General features: G+C 67.5%; 20 protein-coding genes. 4 read left to right on the top strand and 16 right to left on the bottom strand.

What is annotated here, in order from left to right:
- Nucleotides 1-37: 37 nt before the first annotated feature.
- A complete protein-coding gene (locus tag ACQFZP_RS14985; protein WP_104310478.1) occupies nucleotides 38-1,120 on the bottom strand; it encodes a substrate-binding domain-containing protein in 1,083 nt (360 codons plus the stop codon).
- A 601-nt stretch (nucleotides 1,121-1,721) separates the two neighbouring features.
- Between ACQFZP_RS14985 and ACQFZP_RS14990 the strand changes: the two genes are divergently transcribed.
- Complete coding sequence (locus tag ACQFZP_RS14990; RefSeq protein ID WP_211891863.1) at nucleotides 1,722-2,447, top strand: hypothetical protein; 726 nt, start codon at nucleotides 1,722-1,724, stop codon at nucleotides 2,445-2,447.
- 178 nt (nucleotides 2,448-2,625) lie between these two features.
- Here ACQFZP_RS14990 and ACQFZP_RS14995 read toward each other — a convergent pair whose 3' ends face one another.
- From ACQFZP_RS14995 to ACQFZP_RS15005, 3 genes are all read right to left on the bottom strand, one after another.
- A complete protein-coding gene (locus ACQFZP_RS14995; RefSeq protein WP_211891864.1) occupies nucleotides 2,626-3,498 on the bottom strand; it encodes a DUF3592 domain-containing protein in 873 nt (290 codons plus the stop codon).
- Complete coding sequence (locus ACQFZP_RS15000; RefSeq protein WP_211891865.1) at nucleotides 3,495-4,340, bottom strand: hypothetical protein; 846 nt, start codon at nucleotides 4,338-4,340, stop codon at nucleotides 3,495-3,497. Before ACQFZP_RS15000 ends, ACQFZP_RS14995 begins: the two co-directional genes overlap by 4 nt.
- Nucleotides 4,341-4,489: 149 nt before the next feature.
- Nucleotides 4,490-5,824, bottom strand: a complete 1,335-nt coding sequence (locus ACQFZP_RS15005; protein ID WP_211891866.1) for a uracil-xanthine permease family protein — start codon at nucleotides 5,822-5,824, stop codon at nucleotides 4,490-4,492.
- Nucleotides 5,825-6,123: 299 nt separating this feature from the next.
- On the opposite strand from ACQFZP_RS15005, the gene ACQFZP_RS15010 reads away from it, so the two are divergent.
- Complete coding sequence (locus tag ACQFZP_RS15010) at nucleotides 6,124-7,668, top strand: NCS2 family permease (RefSeq protein WP_211891867.1); 1,545 nt, start codon at nucleotides 6,124-6,126, stop codon at nucleotides 7,666-7,668.
- Nucleotides 7,669-7,699: 31 nt separating this feature from the next.
- Here ACQFZP_RS15010 and ACQFZP_RS15015 read toward each other — a convergent pair whose 3' ends face one another.
- Together ACQFZP_RS15015 and ACQFZP_RS15020 are read right to left on the bottom strand one after the other, a co-directional pair.
- Nucleotides 7,700-8,236 carry an NINE protein gene (locus ACQFZP_RS15015; RefSeq protein WP_211891868.1) on the bottom strand — a complete coding sequence of 179 codons (537 nt, stop codon included), beginning with the start codon at nucleotides 8,234-8,236 and terminating at the stop codon, nucleotides 7,700-7,702.
- A gap of 100 nt (nucleotides 8,237-8,336) precedes the next feature.
- Nucleotides 8,337-9,263, bottom strand: a complete 927-nt coding sequence (locus ACQFZP_RS15020) for a DUF368 domain-containing protein (protein WP_249312593.1) — start codon at nucleotides 9,261-9,263, stop codon at nucleotides 8,337-8,339.
- Nucleotides 9,264-9,485: 222 nt separating this feature from the next.
- On the opposite strand from ACQFZP_RS15020, the gene ACQFZP_RS15025 reads away from it, so the two are divergent.
- The gene (locus ACQFZP_RS15025; RefSeq protein ID WP_211891870.1) at nucleotides 9,486-11,180 is read left to right on the top strand and encodes a molybdopterin-dependent oxidoreductase; all 1,695 of its coding nucleotides are present in this window, start codon (nucleotides 9,486-9,488) and stop codon (nucleotides 11,178-11,180) included.
- 166 nt (nucleotides 11,181-11,346) lie between these two features.
- Nucleotides 11,347-11,994 (top strand): hypothetical protein, encoded by a 648-nt coding sequence (locus tag ACQFZP_RS15030; protein ID WP_211891871.1) that lies wholly within the window; start codon nucleotides 11,347-11,349, stop codon nucleotides 11,992-11,994.
- Nucleotides 11,995-12,212: 218 nt separating this feature from the next.
- On the opposite strand, the gene ACQFZP_RS15035 is transcribed toward ACQFZP_RS15030, so the two are convergent.
- From ACQFZP_RS15035 to ACQFZP_RS15080, 10 genes are all read right to left on the bottom strand, one after another.
- On the bottom strand, nucleotides 12,213-12,575 hold the full coding sequence (locus ACQFZP_RS15035) for a hypothetical protein (RefSeq protein WP_211891872.1): 363 nt from the start codon (nucleotides 12,573-12,575) through the stop codon (nucleotides 12,213-12,215).
- Between the two features lie 221 nt (nucleotides 12,576-12,796).
- Entirely contained in the window at nucleotides 12,797-13,132 is a 336-nt protein-coding gene (locus tag ACQFZP_RS15040) for a hypothetical protein (protein ID WP_211891873.1), read from the bottom strand.
- Nucleotides 13,129-13,452, bottom strand: coding sequence for a hypothetical protein (locus ACQFZP_RS15045; protein WP_211891874.1), 324 nt, complete (start codon nucleotides 13,450-13,452; stop codon nucleotides 13,129-13,131). The genes ACQFZP_RS15040 and ACQFZP_RS15045 overlap by 4 nt, the downstream gene beginning before the upstream one ends.
- The gene (locus tag ACQFZP_RS15050) at nucleotides 13,449-13,910 is read right to left on the bottom strand and encodes a hypothetical protein (RefSeq protein ID WP_211891875.1); all 462 of its coding nucleotides are present in this window, start codon (nucleotides 13,908-13,910) and stop codon (nucleotides 13,449-13,451) included. The genes ACQFZP_RS15045 and ACQFZP_RS15050 overlap by 4 nt, the downstream gene beginning before the upstream one ends.
- 63 nt (nucleotides 13,911-13,973) lie before the next feature.
- Nucleotides 13,974-14,534, bottom strand: a complete 561-nt coding sequence (locus tag ACQFZP_RS15055; RefSeq protein WP_211891876.1) for a hypothetical protein — start codon at nucleotides 14,532-14,534, stop codon at nucleotides 13,974-13,976.
- 258 nt (nucleotides 14,535-14,792) lie between these two features.
- A complete protein-coding gene (locus ACQFZP_RS15060) occupies nucleotides 14,793-15,047 on the bottom strand; it encodes a hypothetical protein (RefSeq protein WP_211891877.1) in 255 nt (84 codons plus the stop codon).
- A gap of 95 nt (nucleotides 15,048-15,142) precedes the next feature.
- Complete coding sequence (locus ACQFZP_RS15065; protein WP_211891878.1) at nucleotides 15,143-15,958, bottom strand: hypothetical protein; 816 nt, start codon at nucleotides 15,956-15,958, stop codon at nucleotides 15,143-15,145.
- Between the two features lie 4 nt (nucleotides 15,959-15,962).
- Complete coding sequence (locus ACQFZP_RS15070; protein WP_211891879.1) at nucleotides 15,963-16,823, bottom strand: hypothetical protein; 861 nt, start codon at nucleotides 16,821-16,823, stop codon at nucleotides 15,963-15,965.
- 123 nt (nucleotides 16,824-16,946) lie between these two features.
- The gene (gene nrdH / locus ACQFZP_RS15075) at nucleotides 16,947-17,183 is read right to left on the bottom strand and encodes a glutaredoxin-like protein NrdH (RefSeq protein ID WP_211891880.1); all 237 of its coding nucleotides are present in this window, start codon (nucleotides 17,181-17,183) and stop codon (nucleotides 16,947-16,949) included.
- A gap of 35 nt (nucleotides 17,184-17,218) precedes the next feature.
- The gene (locus ACQFZP_RS15080) at nucleotides 17,219-18,739 is read right to left on the bottom strand and encodes a DNA polymerase (RefSeq protein ID WP_211891881.1); all 1,521 of its coding nucleotides are present in this window, start codon (nucleotides 18,737-18,739) and stop codon (nucleotides 17,219-17,221) included.
- Nucleotides 18,740-18,829 lie beyond the last annotated feature (90 nt).

Here is an 18,829-nt window from a genome sequence, read left to right on the forward strand (position 1 = left end):
TGTCGGCGGCCCCGTCGAGCAGGGCCGCCGGAGCCGGCTAGGAGCCGGAGTAGTACTCCATGACGTCCTCGAGCTTCAGGTCGAGGCCGGGGAAGTCGTAGCCGAGCTGGAAGTTCGCGGGGCGATCTTCGAGGCAGTAGTCGGCGGCGTTGTCGGTCGTGATCTCGAGCGGCGGGAAGAACTGCTCGCGCTCGATGTCCTCGCCTTCGAGGAGCTTCACGGCCTGCTCGAGGCCCTTGGCGTAGATCGACGGCTGGCCGAAGATCATGTTGCCCGAGTAGCCCTCTGGCCCGTACTCGACGAGCGCGCACGCCTCGCCGTTGTAGCCGGAGCCTCCGACCGTCGGGACGAAGGGGATGCCAGCGGCCTTGTAGGCCTCCGCGACGCCCTGGCCACCGGTCAGGAACGAGTAGACGCCACCGATGTCGGGGTTGGAGCGCAGGATGTTCGCCATCGACTCCTGCGCGGTGGCCTCGTTCCAGCCGTTCGTGTCTTGGGCGACGACCGATGCGCCGCCGGCTTCGAGCGCGTCGATGACGCCTGGCATGGAGCCCTCGTTGAGGGGAACGCCGGCGAGACCTTCAAGCACCGCGACGTCCTTGTTGTCGGTGAGGTTCTCGAGCAGCCATTCGGCGCCGATGGTGCCAGCGCTCGCCCAGTCGGTGGAGACCGTGTAGACGTCCTCGCTCTCGTACGGGCCGCCGTTGGCGATGACGGGGATGCCCTGGGCGGTGGCCTGCGCGATGGCGGGGTCTGCGCCGCTCGAGGAGGCGGGGTCGAAGAGGATGAGGTCGACGCCGTCCGCGATGAGGTTCTGCATCGCGGCGTTCTGCTGGGCGGCGTCGTTGTCGTCGGTGCGGACGATCTTGAGCTCGACCTTGTCGACGTACTCGGGTGAGTTGGCGAGGGCCTGCAGCGAGGCGAGGCCCATCTCGCGCCAGGCCTGGCCGCCGAGGGGCTGCTGGAAGCCGATGACGAACTTGCCGTCCTCGCCACCTGCGGAACCGCCGCCGCCTTCGGCCGGTGCGCTCGTGCATCCGGCGAGGAGGACCACGGCCGAGGCCGCGGCGACGAGTGCTGAACCCATCCTGAAGCGCGATGTGGGTCGACGAGAGTGCATGATTTCTCCTTTGAAATCTGGCGGATGCTGCTGGCGACAGGGAGTGTGGGGTTGGCCGTCTGAGGGAGGTCAGGGGCTGTTCGCCGGCTTGCTTCGTGACACTAGCCCAAAAATGGCAGCGCTACCAGTAGCGCTGCCAAATTGGGTTGAGACGGTGACCCGGACTGGAAGGTCGGGCACACGGATGCGGGATGGGCGACCCCCGCCACCCTGTGCTGTCGGTGCGCGCTGCCCGACTCTGTCGGCACGCTGCCCGACTCTGTCGGCGCGCAGACCTGCGACGGAAGCATGCTCCTGCGCTCGGGAGCCTGCATTCGTCGTAGGTCTGTCGCTCGACGGCGGCGTGCGGATCGCTGCCAGAGAAGTGGCCCCTTGGGAACCGGCATCGGGGCCACTTGACTGGCAGCGACGGGCCGTGCAGTGGGGGAACGGGCCATTTGGCTGGCAGCGATGGGGCTGCGGGTTGCGGCGTGCGGATCGCGGGATGCGCACATCACCTCACGACCGACCTTGCCGCTCGGGAGTGCTGAGTAGGGTGGCAACGACGAGGGGATGCGACGTGGGATCACTTGCTGAAATTTCAGGGGCCGTCGGTGCACAGATGCGCGAACGGCGCGACGAGACGCTTGCGCGACGTTCGGTGCTGCTTGGTGGCGGGGCGGATGCGCCCGCCGAGCCGAGCGCGAAGCCCGGAATCACCGCATCCGTTCCTGCGTCGTCTGGCGCCGAAACCGCACCCGCCGCGGAGGCTGTCGGCGCGCACGCTCGGCACGACTGGGTCGCGCAGCCGATGCACTCCGACGCGGCGATCCGCGCGCAGACCGGGCAGGGCTGGGACGACTGGATCGACGCGATCGACGCCGGTGTGGGGCGCGACGCCGCGCATCCGCGGATCGTCGAGTGGGTCATGGCCAACTCGGAACAGAATGGCTGGTGGAGCCAGGGCATTGCGGTCAGCTTCGAGCGGATGACGGGCCGGCGCCTCGCCGGGCAGATGCCAGACGGTACGTTCACGGCCAACCGCTCGCGCACGCTTCCCGTCGACCGCGAGGTGCTTCGTGCGCTCATCGCCGACGACGAGGACCGGGATGCACTGCTCGGCTTCGAGACGGAGTTCCGGTCGAAGGTCGCGTCGAAGACCTACAAGGTGCTCATCGCGCGCGGCGGCGAGCCGATCGGCGGGCTGCTGTTCACGTTCGACGCCACCGCGGATGGCCGTACCAAGCTCGCCATCATGCACGAGAAGCTGCAGGTGCTCGACGAGATCGAGCTCTGGAAGGCCTACTGGGGCGATTGGCTCGATGCGCTCGAGGCGGCGCTGGTCTGACGCCGCCGTCCTAGGAGCCGCCCCGCACGCGCGCCATCCGCCCGCAAACATGCGGCGGACGCATCTTTGTCACGCCGGGAAGATGCATTCGCCGGTGGATGCACGCACTGGCTGGCACGGGCGGACGCGGGCCGATGCGGGCGGTGCGCGCCATCGAGAACACCGCGCAGCCCGCACCTCACGCGCCGAACGGGAACGGCGGCTCGTGGGCCCGGTACGACTCGATCCGGTCTGGATGCTCGCGGGCGACGAAGATGCGGCGTTCGTCTCCGGGGCTCGCGGGATCGTAGATGACGGTGACCTGGTCGCCGATCCCGGGCAGTGAGTCCTCGTGGAACAGTCCCGAGGGGGTGGTCCAGCGGGTCTGCCCGTGGTGGTCGGTGAACTGGATCGTCCAGCGGCTGACGACGCGCGCGCTCGCGGGCGGACGCTCGACGCCCTGCGTGACGACGCCCGAAGTGCGGGTGCCGGTCGCGAAGACAGCTTCGAACGTCGACCTCGTGCGTCGGTGTCGCCTGGCGCGAGCAAGGCGCCTCCACACCGACAACGCGAGTCCAAGCGTGAGCAGCGACGGCAGCACCAATGGCAGCACCGTGACGACCCACGGGGTCTGCTCCTCGACCGGGGTCCCATCGCCGTTCGAGATCAGCGGGCCGGTGATGAAACTCGTTTCTATGGCCAGCGCGGCGAGCGACGCCCACGCGCCAACTGCGGCGCCCGCGAACCAGATCGGCTGCCCGTCTGCCAGGGCGCGCGTGAAGTCCGTCTCGCCCGTGTAGGCGCGCCGAGCGACGGCCTGCGCAATCAGGAGGCCGACAGACACGAAGATGCCGATCGGGATGAGGAGCGGCAGCAGCGCGACGAGCGGGAAGGTGCTGGTCGCCTCGAGTTCGGCGATGAAGAACAGCGAGCTCAACCCCACGACTCCGAGAAATCCACCCGCCGCCAGGCCGAAGTCCATCACCAGGAGCACGGCGAGTGCTCGCCCGCTTCCTACGCGGTCGGCCTTGGCCGCGTGGCGTTGCGCGATCGCCGGGTCGACGGTGCTCATGCGTAGTCCTCCGCTCGGTCCGGAGACGACCTCGAGACGAAGATCCGCGAGGTGTCATCCGGACGTGCGGGGTCGATGAGCACCCACACGCGCTGCCCCGGCTTCGGGGCGTTCTGCCACTCGAAGGCGTTGGTGCGCTTCACCCAGCGCTGCACGCCTTGGGCGTCCGTGTACGTGAAGCGCCACGACGCGATCGTGCGTGTGCCCGGCGAGATCTCCACCCCCTCGGTGATCGTGCCAGGCACGGGGCGGCCCGCCGCGAGTATCCGCCGGACCGCATCTCCTCGCCGCGAGGATCGGCGTCGGAGCAGCGTGCACGTCACGAAGGCGACGACGGTGAGGGCTGCAGCGAGTGCCGGCAGCCACAGGGGGAGCCAGTAGGAGGCCCAGGCGCTCGACGACCAGGTGTCGAGGGTGGCGAAGTGCTCGTCGCGCGTGAAGCCGACGTGGTGCGGCTGCGACCAGAGACCGCTGAAGGCGAGAAGCCCGACCGTCGTGCCCGCCAGTGCGATCGTGAACGGGTCCACGGGCGGCAGCGGACGCGGATCGCCGATGAGGTTCGCGTAGACCAGGAAGTAGAGGGGGAGTGCGCCGAGCAGCAGCACGAACGCGGCAGGGAGCGCGTACCAGGCGTCGTTGATCCACGGTTCGGCCCCGAGGTCGAGGATCCCCAAGGCCATCTGGCGACCGGAGTTGCGCTCGGCGATCAGCCCGAATCCGAGCAGGGCACCGAGGAGGAAGAGCGCGGCGCCGACCGTCCAGAGCGCCGCGAGCGTGCGCGGGCTCCCGATGCGGCGCTCCGCTCGCGCTCGCCGTGCTTGGACCGGGTCGATGGTGCTCATGGCTGGATAGTGACAGGCGGATGCGCCCCGCACCAGTCCCGGATGCTTCGACTTCGCCGCGCAGGTGCCCCGTGTCGCAGCGCGTCGCACCGCACGCCCCCGAGCGCGCGGCGTCGGATGCACGCAACGGCGCAGCTGGCTCGTGCGGGTTAGCGCGCGGCCCGCTCCGCATCCGCTGCCCCGTCGGCCCCGGCGACGAGGTCGTCGCCGGCCTCATCGACGTCGGATCCGCGGAGCTTCGCGATGCCGCTCATGAGGTGGTACACGACGAGCGTCGCCACGGTGCCGAGGACGATGCCGCCGAACGTCACCTGGCCGCTGTTGATCGTGAAGTCGCCGATCGCGACGATGAGGCCGACGCCCGCCGTGAACTGGTTCGTGGGTGACGAGAAGTCGACCTTGTTCTCGAGCCAGATGCGCACGCCGATGATGCCGATGAGTCCGTAGAGGGCCGTCGTGATGCCGCCGAGCACGCCGGCCGGGACGCTCGCGATGAGCACTCCCACCTTGGGGGAGAGCGCGAGGAGGATCGCGGCGATCGCTGCGACCCAGTAGGCGGCCGTCGAGTAGACGCGCGTCGCCGACATGACGCCGATGTTCTCGCCGTACGTGGTGGTGGGTGAGCCGCCGCCGAAACCGGAGAGCACCGTCGCGAGGCCGTCAGCCAGCAGGGCCCGGCCCGCCATCGGGTCGAGGTTGCGGTTCGTGAGCTGCCCGACGCCCTTCACGTGGCCGACGTTCTCGGCGATGAGCGCGAGCACAACCGGCACGAACATCAGGTAGACGAGCAGGTGCTCGGCGGCGAAGACCGGAGCCGTGAACGTGGGCAGGCCGATCCAGGCGGCCTCGTCGAATCCCGCGAGGTCGACCTGATCCATGAACGCGGCCACGATGTAGCCGACGACCACGCCGATGAGGATCGACAGACGCCCGACCATGCCCTTGAAGGCGACCGCGACGACGATGACCGTCAGGAGCGTCACTGACGCGACGAGGGGCGACGCCTCGAAGTTGTTCTTCGCGGCGGGCGCGAGGTTGAAGCCGATGAGCGCGACGATCGTACCCGCGACGACGGGCGGCATGAGGAGGTTGATCCAGCGGGTACCCGCGAGGTTGACGATGAGCCCGACCACCGCGAGCAGCGCGCCGACGACGATGATGCCGGCAAGTGCTACACCCTGCCCGTCGGAGGCGACGGCCGCGAGGATCGGCGCGATGAACGCGAACGACGAGCCGAGGTAGCTGGGTACGCGGTTCCGGGTGATGAGGAGGAACAGCATGGTGCCGATGCCCGAGAACAGCAGCGTGGTGGACGGCGGGAAGCCAGTCAGCAGCGGCACGAGGAACGTCGCGCCGAACATCGCGACGACGTGCTGAGCGCCGAGCCCGATGGTGCGCGGCCAGGTGAGGCGCTCCTCGGGCAGCACGATCTCGCTTGCGGGGACGTTCTTGCCGTCTCCGTGCAGTTTCCAGGGCAATGCCACGGCGGTCTCGCTTCCAGGTCGTTCGGCGGGGATCGGCCTGCGCGGGGGATCGGCGCGTGACCTCTACGAGATTAGGGGATACGGTGACCGCCGTCGCGCGCCAGCCAAGGTGACGTAGGAGTGAGATCCAACTCGGCGGCGGCGGCGATGCGGCTCACGTCACCCTGACTGTCGATGCCGCGCGTCACCCTGACTGTCGCGCGGAACAGGGCGGCGCAGAGCGGTCGAGGGGCGACGGGCGCTTCGCGCGCTGACTACGCTTGTGCCTGTACCGCGAGCAGCACGATCAGGGGAGCCGCATGAGCGACAGCCACCAGTCCGCAGTCGACGACGAGCAGGCGGAAGGCGGCGGCGGACACGTTGCGACGCCAACGCGTGCAACCCAGGTCGCGCCGACGAGACGTGGCAGCGGGTCGACGTTCAAGGAGCGCCTCGACACGTTCTTCGAGATCACGCACCGCGGCTCGAACGTGCCGCGCGAGATCCGCGGTGGCCTCGTCACGTTCATGACGATGGCGTACATCGTCATCCTGAACCCCCTGATCCTGGGCGGTTTCTCGCAGGACCAGGCGACGCTCGACGTCGAGGGCGGCTGGCTGCAGGCTTCGCAGGTCGCCGCCGTCACGGGGCTCACGGCCGGCGTCATGACCATCCTGTTCGGCGTCATCGCGAACCTGCCGTTCGGCCTCGCCGCCGGTCTCGGCATCAACTCCTTCCTCGCCGTCAACGTCGTGCAGCAGGTCACCTGGGCCGAGGCGATGGGGCTCGTGGTCATCAACGGCCTGGTCATCGTCGTGCTGTCGGCGACCCGCCTGCGCGAGATGATCTTCCACGCGGTGCCGCCGCAGCTGAAGACCGCGATCACGGTGGGCATCGGCCTGTTCCTGGCGTTCATCGGGCTCGTGGACGCGGGCTTCGTCACGTCATCGGGGAACGCGTCGCCGCCCGTGCAGCTCGGCGTGGGTGGTTCGGTGACGACGGTTCCGACGCTCATCTTCGTGATCGGCCTCATCGTGATGGGCGTGCTCATGGCCCGTCGTGTGAAGGGCGCGCTGCTCATCGGCATCGTCGGCACGACAGTCGTCGCGGTGATCGTCGAGGCCATCATGAAGCTCGGCCCCGCGTTCGAGAACGAGGGCGGATGGTCGCTCAACGTGCCCATGCTGCCGACGCAGATCGTCTCGGTGCCGGACCTCGGCCTGATCGGCGCGTTCGACTTCGGTGCGTTCGAGCGCATCGGCATCCTGGCCGGCGTCATGCTGGTCTTCACGCTCGTGTTCACGAACTTCTTCGACGCGGTCGGCTCCCTGACCGGTCTCACGCGCGAAGCGGGTCTGCAGGACAAGCAGGGCAACTTCCCTCGCCTCAAGTCGTCGCTGGTCGTCGAGGGCATCGGGGCGGTCGCGGGAGGAGCGACCTCGAGCTCGTCGAACACGATCTTCGTGGACTCCGCCGCGGGTGTCGGTGAAGGTGCCCGCACGGGACTCGCGAGCGTCGTGACCGGTGTCATGTTCCTGCTGGCGATGTTCTTCACGCCGCTGACGCAGATCGTCCCGCTCGAGGTGGCGGCCGCGGCGCTGGTCGTCGTCGGCGTGCTCATGGTGTCGCAGGTCCGCGAGCTGAAGTGGGACGACTTCTCTGTCGCCCTCCCGGTCTTCCTGACGATCGTGATCATGCCGCTCACCTACTCGATCGCGAACGGCATCGGCGCGGGCTTCATCTCGTGGGTGCTCGTGCAGACCCTGACCGGCAAGGCGCGCACGGTGTCGCCGCTGCTGTGGATCGTCGCCGTCGGCTTCCTCATCTACTTCGCACGCGGCCCCATCGAGGGCATGTTCGCGTAGACGTGACGGGGAGCCGCTCACCCGCCCGCTGCTAGTACTGGCCGGGGTACTGCCCGCCGCCGCCAGCGGGCCCGTATCCCTGATGCGCCGAGTATGCGCCAGCCCCGGCGAGACGCGCGTTGGCTTCTCGGACGAACTGCGGGATGAGGAAGAGCTCGACGATGACCCAGATCGCGACTCCGAAGACGAGGAGCAGGCCGATGCCGAGCCAGGACGTCGCGAATCCCACGAGGTAGAGCACGAGCTGCGTGATGGCGATGCCCGTGCGGCCGAGGTAGAAGTTGTGGATGCCGAGTCCGCCGAGGAAGATCGCGAGCACGTACGTGATGCCGACTTCCTTGCCCCCGCTGACGACAACCGTCTGCTGGTAGAGCACGGGTGCGTTGGTGGCTGGTGCCTGCGTGGGCGCGTAGTGCCCCCACTGGGTGCCGTCCCAGTAGCGCTGCCTGCCCGTGGGGTCCGGGTACCAGCCGGCGGCCGGCGAGGACGGCCCGTGGTTGGCGTCGGACGAGCCGAAGGTGTCGTCTTCGGGCTGCGATGCGTACGGATCCGATGGAACGAGGCTCATCAGGCACTTCCCTGCTGTCGAGTGGATGCGTCACTCATGCTAGCGAGCACCACCGACACTGGGCGGGCCTGTGCGATTCCGGGACCAAGGCGCGGCAGGGTCAGGGCGTCGGGTGTGCGCCTGGTGCCTTGCGCAGCGCTCGCCGGACGAGCAGTCCTTCAGCGATGAGGAGCGCAGCCACGATCGCGGCGCCGAGCAGGAACCACAGCACGGGGCCGACGACGTCGCCGGACGCCCAGAGCAGCTCGCGGTCCTCGGTCTGCCACGGCCACAGGGCGCGGAGCGACCCGGCCATGAGGCCCGTCATGAGGGCGAGGGTGACGCGGCGGTGCTTGGTGAGGAGCCACAGCAGCACCTGCACGAAGAGCGCGAGGCCCGTGACGGCGCCGACCGCGAAGAGCGCGATGTAGCCGAAGTCGAGCGAGTTGAGGGCGCGCAGCGTCGGCTCGTACATGCCCGTCGTGACGAGGACGAAGGATCCGGAGACCCCGGGCAGCACCAGCGCGCAGACCGCGACGGCTGCCGAGACGAGGATGGCGATGGGGGATGGGTCAGCGTTGTTCGCAGACGGGAGTCCCGTCATCACGAAGCTCAGGATGGCGGCGGGGACCGCGATCGCGTAGTCGCGCACCTGCCAGCGGGCGCCGAGCATCCGGGCCGGAACGATGAGCGACACGGCGATGAGCCCTGCGAAGAGCGCGCGGGATGCGACGGGGTGCGCCTCGACCAGGGGCGCGACGATGCGGGCGGCGGCGACGATCGCCACGAGCATCCCGATGCCGATGGGCAGGACGACGCCCCACCTGACCTGCGCGAAGTGCTCGCGTGCGCGCTGCAGGCCCTGACCGCGGACTGTGTCGACGGCGGCTCGCACGACGCCGCGCACGAGATGGCCAGCTGAGTCGATGAGGGTCTCGTAGACACCGATCAGCAAGGCGATGGTGCCGCCGCTGACGCCCGGGATGATCTCCGTCACGCCGATGAGCGCGCCTCGGAGGAGATTGACGAGGACGTTGAGCGCTGACAAACCGGCCCTTCTCGGGCGCCGGGGTCGGGGGCGGCGCCGGATGCTCGTGCGCCAGGAGAGGCGGCACAAAGCCTCTAGTCTGTCAGGCCGCATCCGCGACCGCACCCGCGGCGCCTCGCCGCCGCCGGCATCCGGGTCACGCGGCGGGCGGCATTCACAGCGGATTCACGCAATCCACCGGCACTCAGCCCGGCCGGGTCTGGCGCGCGTACCGTGTCCGCCATGTCCTCCGAACCCAGCCTCGCAGTGGCTCAATCGCGTCGCGGACGCCTCCGCGGCGCAGCCCCCGCCGGCCTCGCCGGCATCGGTGCGGCGGCGCTCGGAGTCGGCCTCGGCGAGCTTGCGGCCGCGTTCCTGCAGACCACGGCAAGCCCGATCGTCGCGGTGGGGGCCCTCCTCATCGACCTCGCACCGCCCTGGGCGAAGGACACGGCGATCGCGCTCTTCGGGACCGCCGACAAGATCGCCCTCATCGCGCTCGTCGCGGTCGTGCTGCTCGTCGTCGCCGCGGTTGCCGGCGTGCTCGAGCGGGCTCGGCCGCCGTGGGGCCGCGTGCTCATCGGGCTCATCGCCGCGATCGGTGCTGTCGCTGTAGCCACCCGTACCCCCTTCTCGCCCCTCGATACCGTGCCGCCGCTGCTCGCCATGGTGGTGGCTGTGCTGACGTTGCAGTTCCTCTCGAAGACGCTCGCCGATGCTGAGCAGCGGGCCCACCAGCGCTCGAGGGAGTCGGCCGTCGCCGTCGGGCGGGGCTCAGCCGCAGGCGCGACAGGACGCGCGACCGGAAACGGTTCGGAGGCCGAAGGGCCAGCTGGCGCCGACGTGGAGTCGGCCGCGCCGCCCGCCGGCGTCGACCGCCGTCGCTTCCTCATCTACTCGGGGGCATCCCTCATCGTCGGCGCGATCGCGGCCGCCTCAGGTGCCGCGCTCTCGGCCGGAACTCGCGCCGTCACGGCCGTCCGCGAGGCGATCGCCCTGCCCGCGGCCGCGGTGAAGGCCGCCGCCGTCCCTGCGGGCGCGCAGTTCGACATCCCGGGCCTCCCGCCCGTCGTCACCCCGAACGCCGACTTCTACCGCATCGACACGGCCCTCAGCGTGCCGCTCGTGAACCCCGAGGGCTGGTCGCTGCGCATCCACGGCCTCGTCGACAACGAGGTGACCATCACCTGGGACGAGCTGCTCGCCCTGCCGCTCGAGGAGAGCATCACGACCCTCATGTGCGTGTCCAACGAGGTCGGCGGCGGTCTCATCGGCAACGCCCTCTGGCTCGGCTACCCGCTCCGTGAGCTGCTCAAGCGCGCGGGCCCGCAGGCGGACGCCGACATGGTGCTCTCGAAGTCCGCCGACGGGTGGACCGCCAGCACCCCCATCGGCGCGCTCACCGACGACCGCAACGCGATCCTCGCGGTCGGCATGAACGGCCAACCCCTGCCCGCCGAGCACGGCTTCCCGGTGCGGATGGTCGTGCCAGGCCTCTACGGGTACGTGTCGGCGACGAAGTGGGTCGTCGACCTCGAGGTCACCCGCTTCGACCGGGTCAACGCATACTGGACCGACCGCGGGTGGAGCGCCGAGGGGCCGATCAAGATCGGCTCGCGCATCGATGTGCCAAGCGCCGGAAGCCTGAACGCGGGTCCGACGACGATCGCCGGGTTCGCGTGGCAGCAGCACACGGGCATCGAGGCCGTCGAAGTGCAGATCGACGACGGCGAGTGGATGCCGACTGAGCTCGCCGCGCCCATCTCCGACGACACGTGGCTGCAGTGGAAGCTCGACTGGGACGCCCCAGCCGGCGAGCACTCCGTGCGCGTTCGCGCGACCTCCAGCGACGGCGAGGTGCAGACGGATGCGCGTGCCAACGTCGTCCCAGACGGTGCCACCGGGCACCACGAGATCAAGGTCAACGTCACGGCGTAGACCTCGGCATCGGCGGGGCCGCCCGCATCCGCTCGCGCCACACCTTCCTCCTCCGCAGAGGCGTGGGAAGCGCAGCCTCGTTCCGGGATGAGCCCGCATTTCCCAAAGGTCTGCGCCGAGTCTCAGCCGGATGCACCGCGCAAGACGCCCCGATAGCCTGGCCGGGATGCCCCCACATTCCCCCGAAGAGCCTCCCCGTCCGTCGACCCTGCGCGATCTGCCGCGCGCCGCGTGGATCTCGGCACGCGCATCCACCCCGAATACGCCCCTGGCCGTGCTGTCAGTGCCGATCTACGCGTTCTCGATCGTGCCGATGACCCTTCGAGGTGGGCTCTACCTCGACGCGTCGCGCACGGGGACGGTGCTGTTCGCGCGGCGGAGGCCGATCTTGGACGGGGTGGTCGTCGGGCTCGTCACGGCTGCGGCGTTTGCGCTCTGGGTGGCCGGCATTCTGCTGTTCGACACCATGCTCGTGCTGCTGCTCGGGATGCTCGCCTACGCGGCGCTGCTCATCGGAGCTGTCATCGCGCTGGTGCAGCCGGGAGGGACGACGCTCTCGGCGTCCGGGCCGGAGACCCCCAAGGGGGAGCGGTGGATGGTCGCGGCGCTGGCGCAGCTTCCTGGCACCCGCATGACCGCGGTGATGCTCGCGAGGCGCTTGATCGAGCAGGCACCGCCCGGCTCGATCCTGGTCGCGGCCGCGGCGACGGATGCGCTGCACGAGCGCTACGTGCGCGCCGGCTTCACGGCGGGGCGGGCACGGCGCGTCTATCGCCTCGTTCCCCCGCGGACGCAAAGAAACCCCGCCATGTAGAAGCTAGGCGGGGTTTCAGTGGCTCCGACGGGCGTCGATCCCGTGACCTCACGATTTTCCTCCGACGCCTTGCACCGCCTCTCAACAGAATGCGCACGCGGACGCTCAGCCCTGGAAATCAAGGGTCGGCAGGGTGACGACCTTGCATGAGATTGCATCGGGACGCAGCCAATCTGCGGAGTAAATGCGGAGCTGTCGGCGCCTTGCGTCAGCGTGGCTCACCCGAGAAGGAGCGCAGTGAGTGTGGAGCCAAGCCCGACCGCGGTGCCGACGATGCCGACTGCGTCGAGGCGGCTGCCTTGCAGCTCGCCACCCTTGAACTTCAACGTCCAGGGTAGCCAAGCGGCCGCGACTACGGAGAACAGCGCTCCAACGAACGCGACTATGTCGGAGGCGTTGAAACCCTCGGTCCGAAGCCCGCGCGGTGCCTCAAGGTTCGGCCAGACGGCATGAATGACCCCGGGCAGGAAAAGGTACGCCAGCGTGATCAGGATGAACAGGCCGTAGAACTGCAAGACGCGTTTCGTGCGTTCGCGGGTCGAGGGTTTCGTCGTATCGTCCTTCTCAGCTGATTCGCTCATCCGACCACGTTATGCGTGAGAAACACAGCCCCGCTTCACCGGGGAATCAGCGTCATATCGCATTCGACGCACGCCTCGAACCCCGCGGCCGACAACGTCGTCGGCAGGAGGCAGGACGGGCAGTTCGACGCGGCGAGTTCAGCGGAGGGGTCCATGGAGTGATCCTGCCGGACGCCCGGCGCGGGCGGGGCGCGGTGATCTGTGGAGAACTTGGGTCGCAGTTAGAGGGGGCGCCAGGTCAGGTGTTCGGCAACCTTGGGCGGGATGCGTCCTTGCCTGCTGATCCGGCGAAGCATGGATGACGCGAAGCGAAAGCTGACGGCGTAGTCGGCTCGTCGTCGGTCGGGGTCGACGAGCACCCATCGCGTCTGGGTGCTGCCGCGTCCGATGAAGACATCGAGGTAGGCCGTTCGTTTGCTGACCGGGCTGGCGAGGGCGACCAGGTCGTCGACGGTGACAACACAGTCGATTCCGGCGCCGAGGGCTTCTGCGAAACCGCGCGCAGGTGTCGCCCGTGAGGCGAGCTCGCCGCCGATGATGACCTCGACACCTCTCATTCGGGACTGAGGAGTGCTTGCAGGAACCCGGGGACGACGCCTGACTCCGCAACGCGTGCCATGAGGCGCGAAGCCTGGGCGGTGTCCAGTGGAGCATCGGTTGTCCAGGCGCGGACCCTGCCGTCACCCGGGCGTACATCGAACACCTTCACGCTGATCCGAATACCGCCGAGCGTGGGCGCTGCGGTGATCGCTCGGAGCGGGAGAGAGATGCGGACGCTGGCTTCCGACCGGAGCGCCGCTTCGAGCGCGGCGGCGGTTGGCTCGGCAGGGCGTTCGACGGGGGCATCCGGACGAAGGATCGAGACGACGATGCTCATGCCGTTGGCTCCTGGCCGTCATCCTCGATGGGGATCAACCACTCGAGGATCGTTGGGTGGAGTTCGCCCTTGAGGTAGAAGTTCCAGAGCACGTTCGAGACGCTCGGCATGTCCCAATCGGGCACTTCTCCGACGGGTGCGAGCGCGAAATCTTGTCGCTTCATGGTGGTCTCTTCGTCGAACACGAAGGTGGAGAAATGCACCCGGGCCACATCCCAGTCGGCTTGTTCGGGGTCGGCGTCCGCCGCTTCGGCGAGGCTAGGGGTTGCCGTGAGGATGCTTCCGTCCTGTGACTCAACGGAGACGACCGCACGTTCGCGAAGATGCTTCAGCACTCGGAGGCGTGTGGCGTCGGAGCCGTGAACGAATTTACCGTCGGCGACGCTGCCGTCGGCCGGGATCACCTTGAGCCGCGTGCCGATCGGTTTGCGGACTGGGCGGCGCTTCGAGGCGGTCATGCCCGGGAGTATGCGGTGCAGGACGTGTTTTCCGTTTCCGCGGGGTGGAGATAGTCCGACTCGCTAGTCCAGATGCGCGCGCAGTTCTTCGTCCCACTCCAGATCGACGCGGCACGGAAGGTGGAGTTCGACTGCGAGTGCGTCCAATTCATCGAGGCGAGACTGATCACCGCGGGTCCGCGCGTAGATCCAAGCGGCGAACATGCACGCCTGAGCCACGAGAACTCTCGTGTGCTCGGAGAGTGGGTCTTCTCGTCGGGCACTCAGTGACAGGGAACCGTCCTCAGGGGACTTCGTGAAGTAGGCAACGACTGTCTCGTTGGTGACGTGGACGCTTTGCGAGAGCACTGCGTATCCCGGTTGGAGCATCCGGTTGTCCGGATCGAGTGTGTCGAGGATGCCGTCCGCGCCGGAGACACTTGGAAGACGTTTGCCGGTCTCAGGCCCAGGCTTGACGGGCAGCTCACCGCCTCTCCACTGCGCCAAACGGTCGTCGATGGACCAGCTAGCCCATTCTGCGCTTGCCGCGAGCATGTCAAGACCCCCAGCGCGGAGGTAGGCGAACTCCACCGTTACCGCGTGTTCGAGTGCAGCCCGTGCGGGCGTCCTGGCTTCGAGCGTCATCCCGAGCTCGCACAGAGCGAGATATGCCTCTGCGTAGCGAGCGGTTTGACAACAACAGCCGTAGGTCATGTTGAACTCGCGAACGCGTTCAGCCGGAACCGTGAGCGGTGGTCGAGGTACGAAATCCTGAATGCAAGAGCGTATGAAATTGTCAAGCTGGCCCGGGTCCGGGCGAGGTGCTGTCTGAGCGTTCGCGTTCACAGAGCCGATGCTACGGTGCGTCCGTCCCGCTTCATCACGATCTGTCCGCCCTTGGGGTCAGTCAGTAGGTGAAGGATCGGGCATCATGTCTGCTGGAATGACGGCCGCGGTTGAGTTCACTACTGCGATCCAGTCGCTTAGCTTGAGCAGAAGCTCATGACCATGTCCGTCGAACCGCAACGTCTCGGTGGCATCCGAATACGAGAAGTTCAGCGGTCCCCGATACTTTCGCACCAAGTCGGACACAGCCTCGATGGATTCCCGCCCCGTAAATTGAACGGCCTCTTTGGGCCACTCCTTGAACTTTGCCACGTCTCTCCCTGGTTCGATGCTCGTGCTGCGGTGCAGGCAATTATCGACCAAGAGCCACCCGGCCGTCCTGCTTGAACGACGCTCCCCCTATGGGCCTACGTTTCCGTTGCGCTGCCTTCCGAATCGGGAAGTCCTAGATCCTCGACTGTGGGCGCTCGCCATTCTGGTCCGAGCGGGCCCATACCCGCTTCTGGCATGGGCGTCCCAATTTCAGCGATCGAAAACCGGATCTGTTGTCGCTCCTTGTCGGGCACCTCGGACATTACAACGGGCAACGTAAGGCTCTCCTCGGAGATGCCGAGCTCCACGCGGTACTTCAACACAAGCATGAGCACCTCGAGAGTGAAGAGCGCGATCCTGCTGTAATGCGCAGAAGCTCCCTCGAAGCGTTCACGGATCCCGTACGACATTGCGTCTGTATGGCGGTCGACGGAGTTGTGGACCACATCACCGTAGAGCCAAGCTTCGGCGAGTTGGAGGTTCGTGACTCTCGGCTTCAGGACGTCGCCGTCTTGATGCTCGACGCTGTAGGACTCGCTCTTCAGCGCCTCGGAGTAAGACTTTCGACGTAGGGCGGACCGTTCCGAGTCCTCGTCGCTGAGGATTCCTGCGCCCAGGTACTCGAGCGACTTCATGACCTTGGTGAGCAGCACATCTTCCTGGTCCAGCGTGAAGGGACGCAGACGAGCGGCGAGTGACTCGAGTTGTTCTTCTGGCGGAGTTTCGACGTCGATGCTCGTCGGGACGGGAACCCCGTCACGGACTTCGATGTGCATCTTCATCTGCGCGCGGGAGTAAGCCACGAGCTGCGGCACGTTCTGAGAAAGGGAGTGCGCCCAGACGCGGCGGGCGCGTCGCGTGAACTCGTTGAGTCGGTCGCGGTGACGTTGCTCGATCTGGGCGGCTTCCATGGAACTACTTTGCAGCCATGACTACTGCGCCGGTTGAAAACCAACCGACGAGAGTCGCAGCGAGCAGTGCGTGCGCCTGAGCTCCCGTCTGCGACGGTGGTTCTCCACTGTGACGATGCTGCTCTGCGAACGTGAGCGTTTCGAGCATTCCCAGGACCACAGCGTGGTGGTCCGGGTGGCCGTCGTCGCGCCTTTGGAGCGTGAGGGACCAGTCCTTCTTGTCGCGCAACCGGCCGACGATCTTCCCCATGCTTGGCTTCCGGTCTTTCGGCGTGACGACGGCACCCGCTGCTGCTTCGACCGCACGGATGCCTTCAGTCATGACCTTGCTGGTGTCAGGTTCGAGACTCTGCATCTCACGCAAGGCTTTCGCCAGGTGTGCCCCGGCGGTGGCGTTCGATGCGTCAACCGAGAGCTGGGTAGCTCCCTCCACGCCTTCCGGCAGTCTGTGCTTAAGGCGATAGGTTCCGGCTTCCGCTGTAATCGTGACGGCAGAGAGCGATGCGTCCAGGTGCCAGCGAAGCTCCCTAACAGTGTCAGGCTCGTCGTCGCTATACAGTTCCCGCTCTTGGCCGCTCAGTAGGAAGTCGACGACGCGAAGGACGAACTTATCGCCGCGCGCCTCTATTGCCTTGACGACGGTGCTTGCGAGTGGAGCTCCCTGACCGACGTCTAGGTCTACACGAAGAGCCGACTGGATCATGTTCACCGTCGACACAGCTGTGTGTCCATGTCGGTTCCCCGTGTTCAGGACTCCCCGCAACCAGGACGCGACAGCGGGGCGCATCGTGTCAGGGATCGGTTCCCGAATCACCTGAAGTTCTTGTTGCTCAGTCTCGTCCGCATCAAAGGGAATCCACACCATGCGCCGATGCTACAGCGAGGCCCATCTCGCCTCGCCGGTCCGCCCGGCACGCACGAAGCCCCGCTGAGCTCGGGGAGAGCTGGCGGGGCGGAGTGCGGGGGAGTAGGTGCGGTTGGTGCGGGGTTATGCGGCGATGGCCGCGGCGAGTCCGGCGATCTTGTCCGGTCGGAAGCCCGACCAGTGGTCGTCGCCCGCGATCACGACGGGAGCCTGCATGTAGCCGAGCTCCTTCACGGTCTGGAGGGCCTTGTCGTCGGTGGAGACATCGAAGATCTCGTACTCGATGCCCGCCTTGTCGAGAGCTCGGTAGGTGGCGGTGCACTGCACGCAGGACGGCTTGCTGTAGACGGCGATCGTCATTACGGGTTCCTTCTTTCTGGTTAGGTGTTGAGGGGTTACGGGTGGCCCCAGGTGGGACCGAGAATCTTGGGTGCCGCGGAAATCGTGACGCCGTTGATCGTCGTGGTCATGTGCTTCTTCAAGACCTCGACGGCCACCTGCTCAGCGCCGATCGGCACCTGCACCGTGAGTTCGTCATGGACCGGGAGCCAGCAACTGCCTGGCAGGCCTGCGGCCGCTAGTTCTGCGTCTACGGCGAGCACCATCGCCTTGTAGAGGTCCGCGGCGGAACCCTGCACCATGTAGTTCACGGCTTTGTAAGCCTCATCCGCCTGCGCAAGGCGGCGACCAGACAGTGCGAAGAGCGGGTGGCGCCGCTGACTCGTCTGCTGCACTTCACGACGCCACGCGGCGAACTGGGGCCACGTTGAGTCGATGAATGAGCGCATGGCGCGTGCGTCGTCTTGCGAGAAGCCGATCTTCGCGGCGAGCGATCGCGTGCCCTGACCGTAGATGGTCGCGAGGAGTGAGGTCTTAGCGATGTCGCGGCGCGGGTCGTCTTTGACGATCGGCTCGCCCCAGATTCTCTGGGCCAGCGTGCAGTAGATGTCGACCTCGTTGCTCAGGTCGGAAGCCATCTGCTGATCGCCGCTGAGGATGCATGCGACGCGCGGCTCGACCGATGAGAGGTCGGCGCCGACCAAGGTCATGCCTGCATCGGCGAGGAGCACCGGACGGAGAAGCTTGGGGAAGTTCTGCATGGCTGGCTTGGCCACCGTCATGCGACCGGTCACGGCCCCGAATGCGTGGAATCTGGGGTGGACGCGGCCAGCGGTGGTCGAAGCACGACGTAGTTCCTTGAGCTTCGATTCCACAGCCGCGGCTTCGCGACCTCGCGCGATCGCGTCGCGAAGCCACTCCAAGCCGGGCGGCGCTTCGACGGCAACCGCGATGTCCTTGTCCAAGCTCGGTAGCCCGGCGCTGTCCAACGCGGGCTGGCCATCGGCGGTCAGCGGCACGATGTCGTAGTCGCGCATGGCGAGCTTCACCGACTTGGGCTGCCTCGCATCTACACCGGTCTGTGCACGCACCCTGTGGAGCTCTGCGTCGGCGTGCGCCTGCATCTGCGCCATGGCATCGACGTCGAGCTGGTAGCCGCGGCGCGATGCCGCTCGCCACAAACGGTCTGTCGCGACGTCGACCTCCACGCCGTGCCAGGCCTGCGCCGTTGCAGTCGATCGCGCTGTCGCCACCTCCGACAGGAGGTCACCACTTGCGGCGCCACGAAAGGCGATGGCCGCCGGGTCATCCGCGGGGAGATGTTCGAGCGCCCGCGTGATCCATGCCCGGGAGTAGTTCGGCGTTTTCTCGCCGGAGACCGCGTTCCACCGCGCAGCGAGCGTCGCGCGCGCGGTGGCGTTCTCAGCGGGGGCAACCGCCATCTGCCCGACTCCATGCTTGGTGATGAAGATCGCCTCGCGCAGCGAGTCCCAGCCGCGGCCACATCGGGCCTCGACAGCCTTGGAAGCGGCATCGGCGTCGCGCGCCCAGCACTCGCGACCGCTCTGCGCGATCACGGACAGCGAGGCAACGAGTGTGTCGGGGTCCGTCGCCGGGATCGTGAGTCGCTCCGTGCCCGAGGCAAGCTCGAGGGAAACCAGGCCCGC

Source organism: Pseudoclavibacter sp. Marseille-Q434 (assembly GCF_050315415.1).
In the GTDB taxonomy this organism is placed as follows: Bacteria; Actinomycetota; Actinomycetes; order Actinomycetales; family Microbacteriaceae; genus Pseudoclavibacter.

Coding starts and splice junctions, on each gene's coding strand:
- ACQFZP_RS14985 (WP_104310478.1), bottom strand. CDS start 1,120: ATGCACTCTCGTCGACCCACATCGCGCTTCAGGATGGGTTCAGCACTC.
- ACQFZP_RS14995 (WP_211891864.1), bottom strand. CDS start 3,498: ATGAGCACCGTCGACCCGGCGATCGCGCAACGCCACGCGGCCAAGGCC.
- ACQFZP_RS15045 (WP_211891874.1), bottom strand. CDS start 13,452: ATGAGCATCGTCGTCTCGATCCTTCGTCCGGATGCCCCCGTCGAACGC.
- ACQFZP_RS15055 (WP_211891876.1), bottom strand. CDS start 14,534: ATGACGCTCGAAGCCAGGACGCCCGCACGGGCTGCACTCGAACACGCG.
- ACQFZP_RS15040 (WP_211891873.1), bottom strand. CDS start 13,132: ATGAGAGGTGTCGAGGTCATCATCGGCGGCGAGCTCGCCTCACGGGCG.
- ACQFZP_RS15065 (WP_211891878.1), bottom strand. CDS start 15,958: ATGGAAGCCGCCCAGATCGAGCAACGTCACCGCGACCGACTCAACGAG.
- ACQFZP_RS15015 (WP_211891868.1), bottom strand. CDS start 8,236: ATGAGCCTCGTTCCATCGGATCCGTACGCATCGCAGCCCGAAGACGAC.
- ACQFZP_RS15030 (WP_211891871.1), top strand. CDS start 11,347: ATGCCCCCACATTCCCCCGAAGAGCCTCCCCGTCCGTCGACCCTGCGC.
- nrdH (WP_211891880.1), bottom strand. CDS start 17,183: ATGACGATCGCCGTCTACAGCAAGCCGTCCTGCGTGCAGTGCACCGCC.
- ACQFZP_RS15050 (WP_211891875.1), bottom strand. CDS start 13,910: ATGACCGCCTCGAAGCGCCGCCCAGTCCGCAAACCGATCGGCACGCGG.
- ACQFZP_RS15035 (WP_211891872.1), bottom strand. CDS start 12,575: ATGAGCGAATCAGCTGAGAAGGACGATACGACGAAACCCTCGACCCGC.
- ACQFZP_RS14990 (WP_211891863.1), top strand. CDS start 1,722: ATGCGCGAACGGCGCGACGAGACGCTTGCGCGACGTTCGGTGCTGCTT.
- ACQFZP_RS15010 (WP_211891867.1), top strand. CDS start 6,124: ATGAGCGACAGCCACCAGTCCGCAGTCGACGACGAGCAGGCGGAAGGC.
- ACQFZP_RS15070 (WP_211891879.1), bottom strand. CDS start 16,823: ATGGTGTGGATTCCCTTTGATGCGGACGAGACTGAGCAACAAGAACTT.
- ACQFZP_RS15000 (WP_211891865.1), bottom strand. CDS start 4,340: ATGAGCACCATCGACCCGGTCCAAGCACGGCGAGCGCGAGCGGAGCGC.
- ACQFZP_RS15025 (WP_211891870.1), top strand. CDS start 9,486: ATGTCCTCCGAACCCAGCCTCGCAGTGGCTCAATCGCGTCGCGGACGC.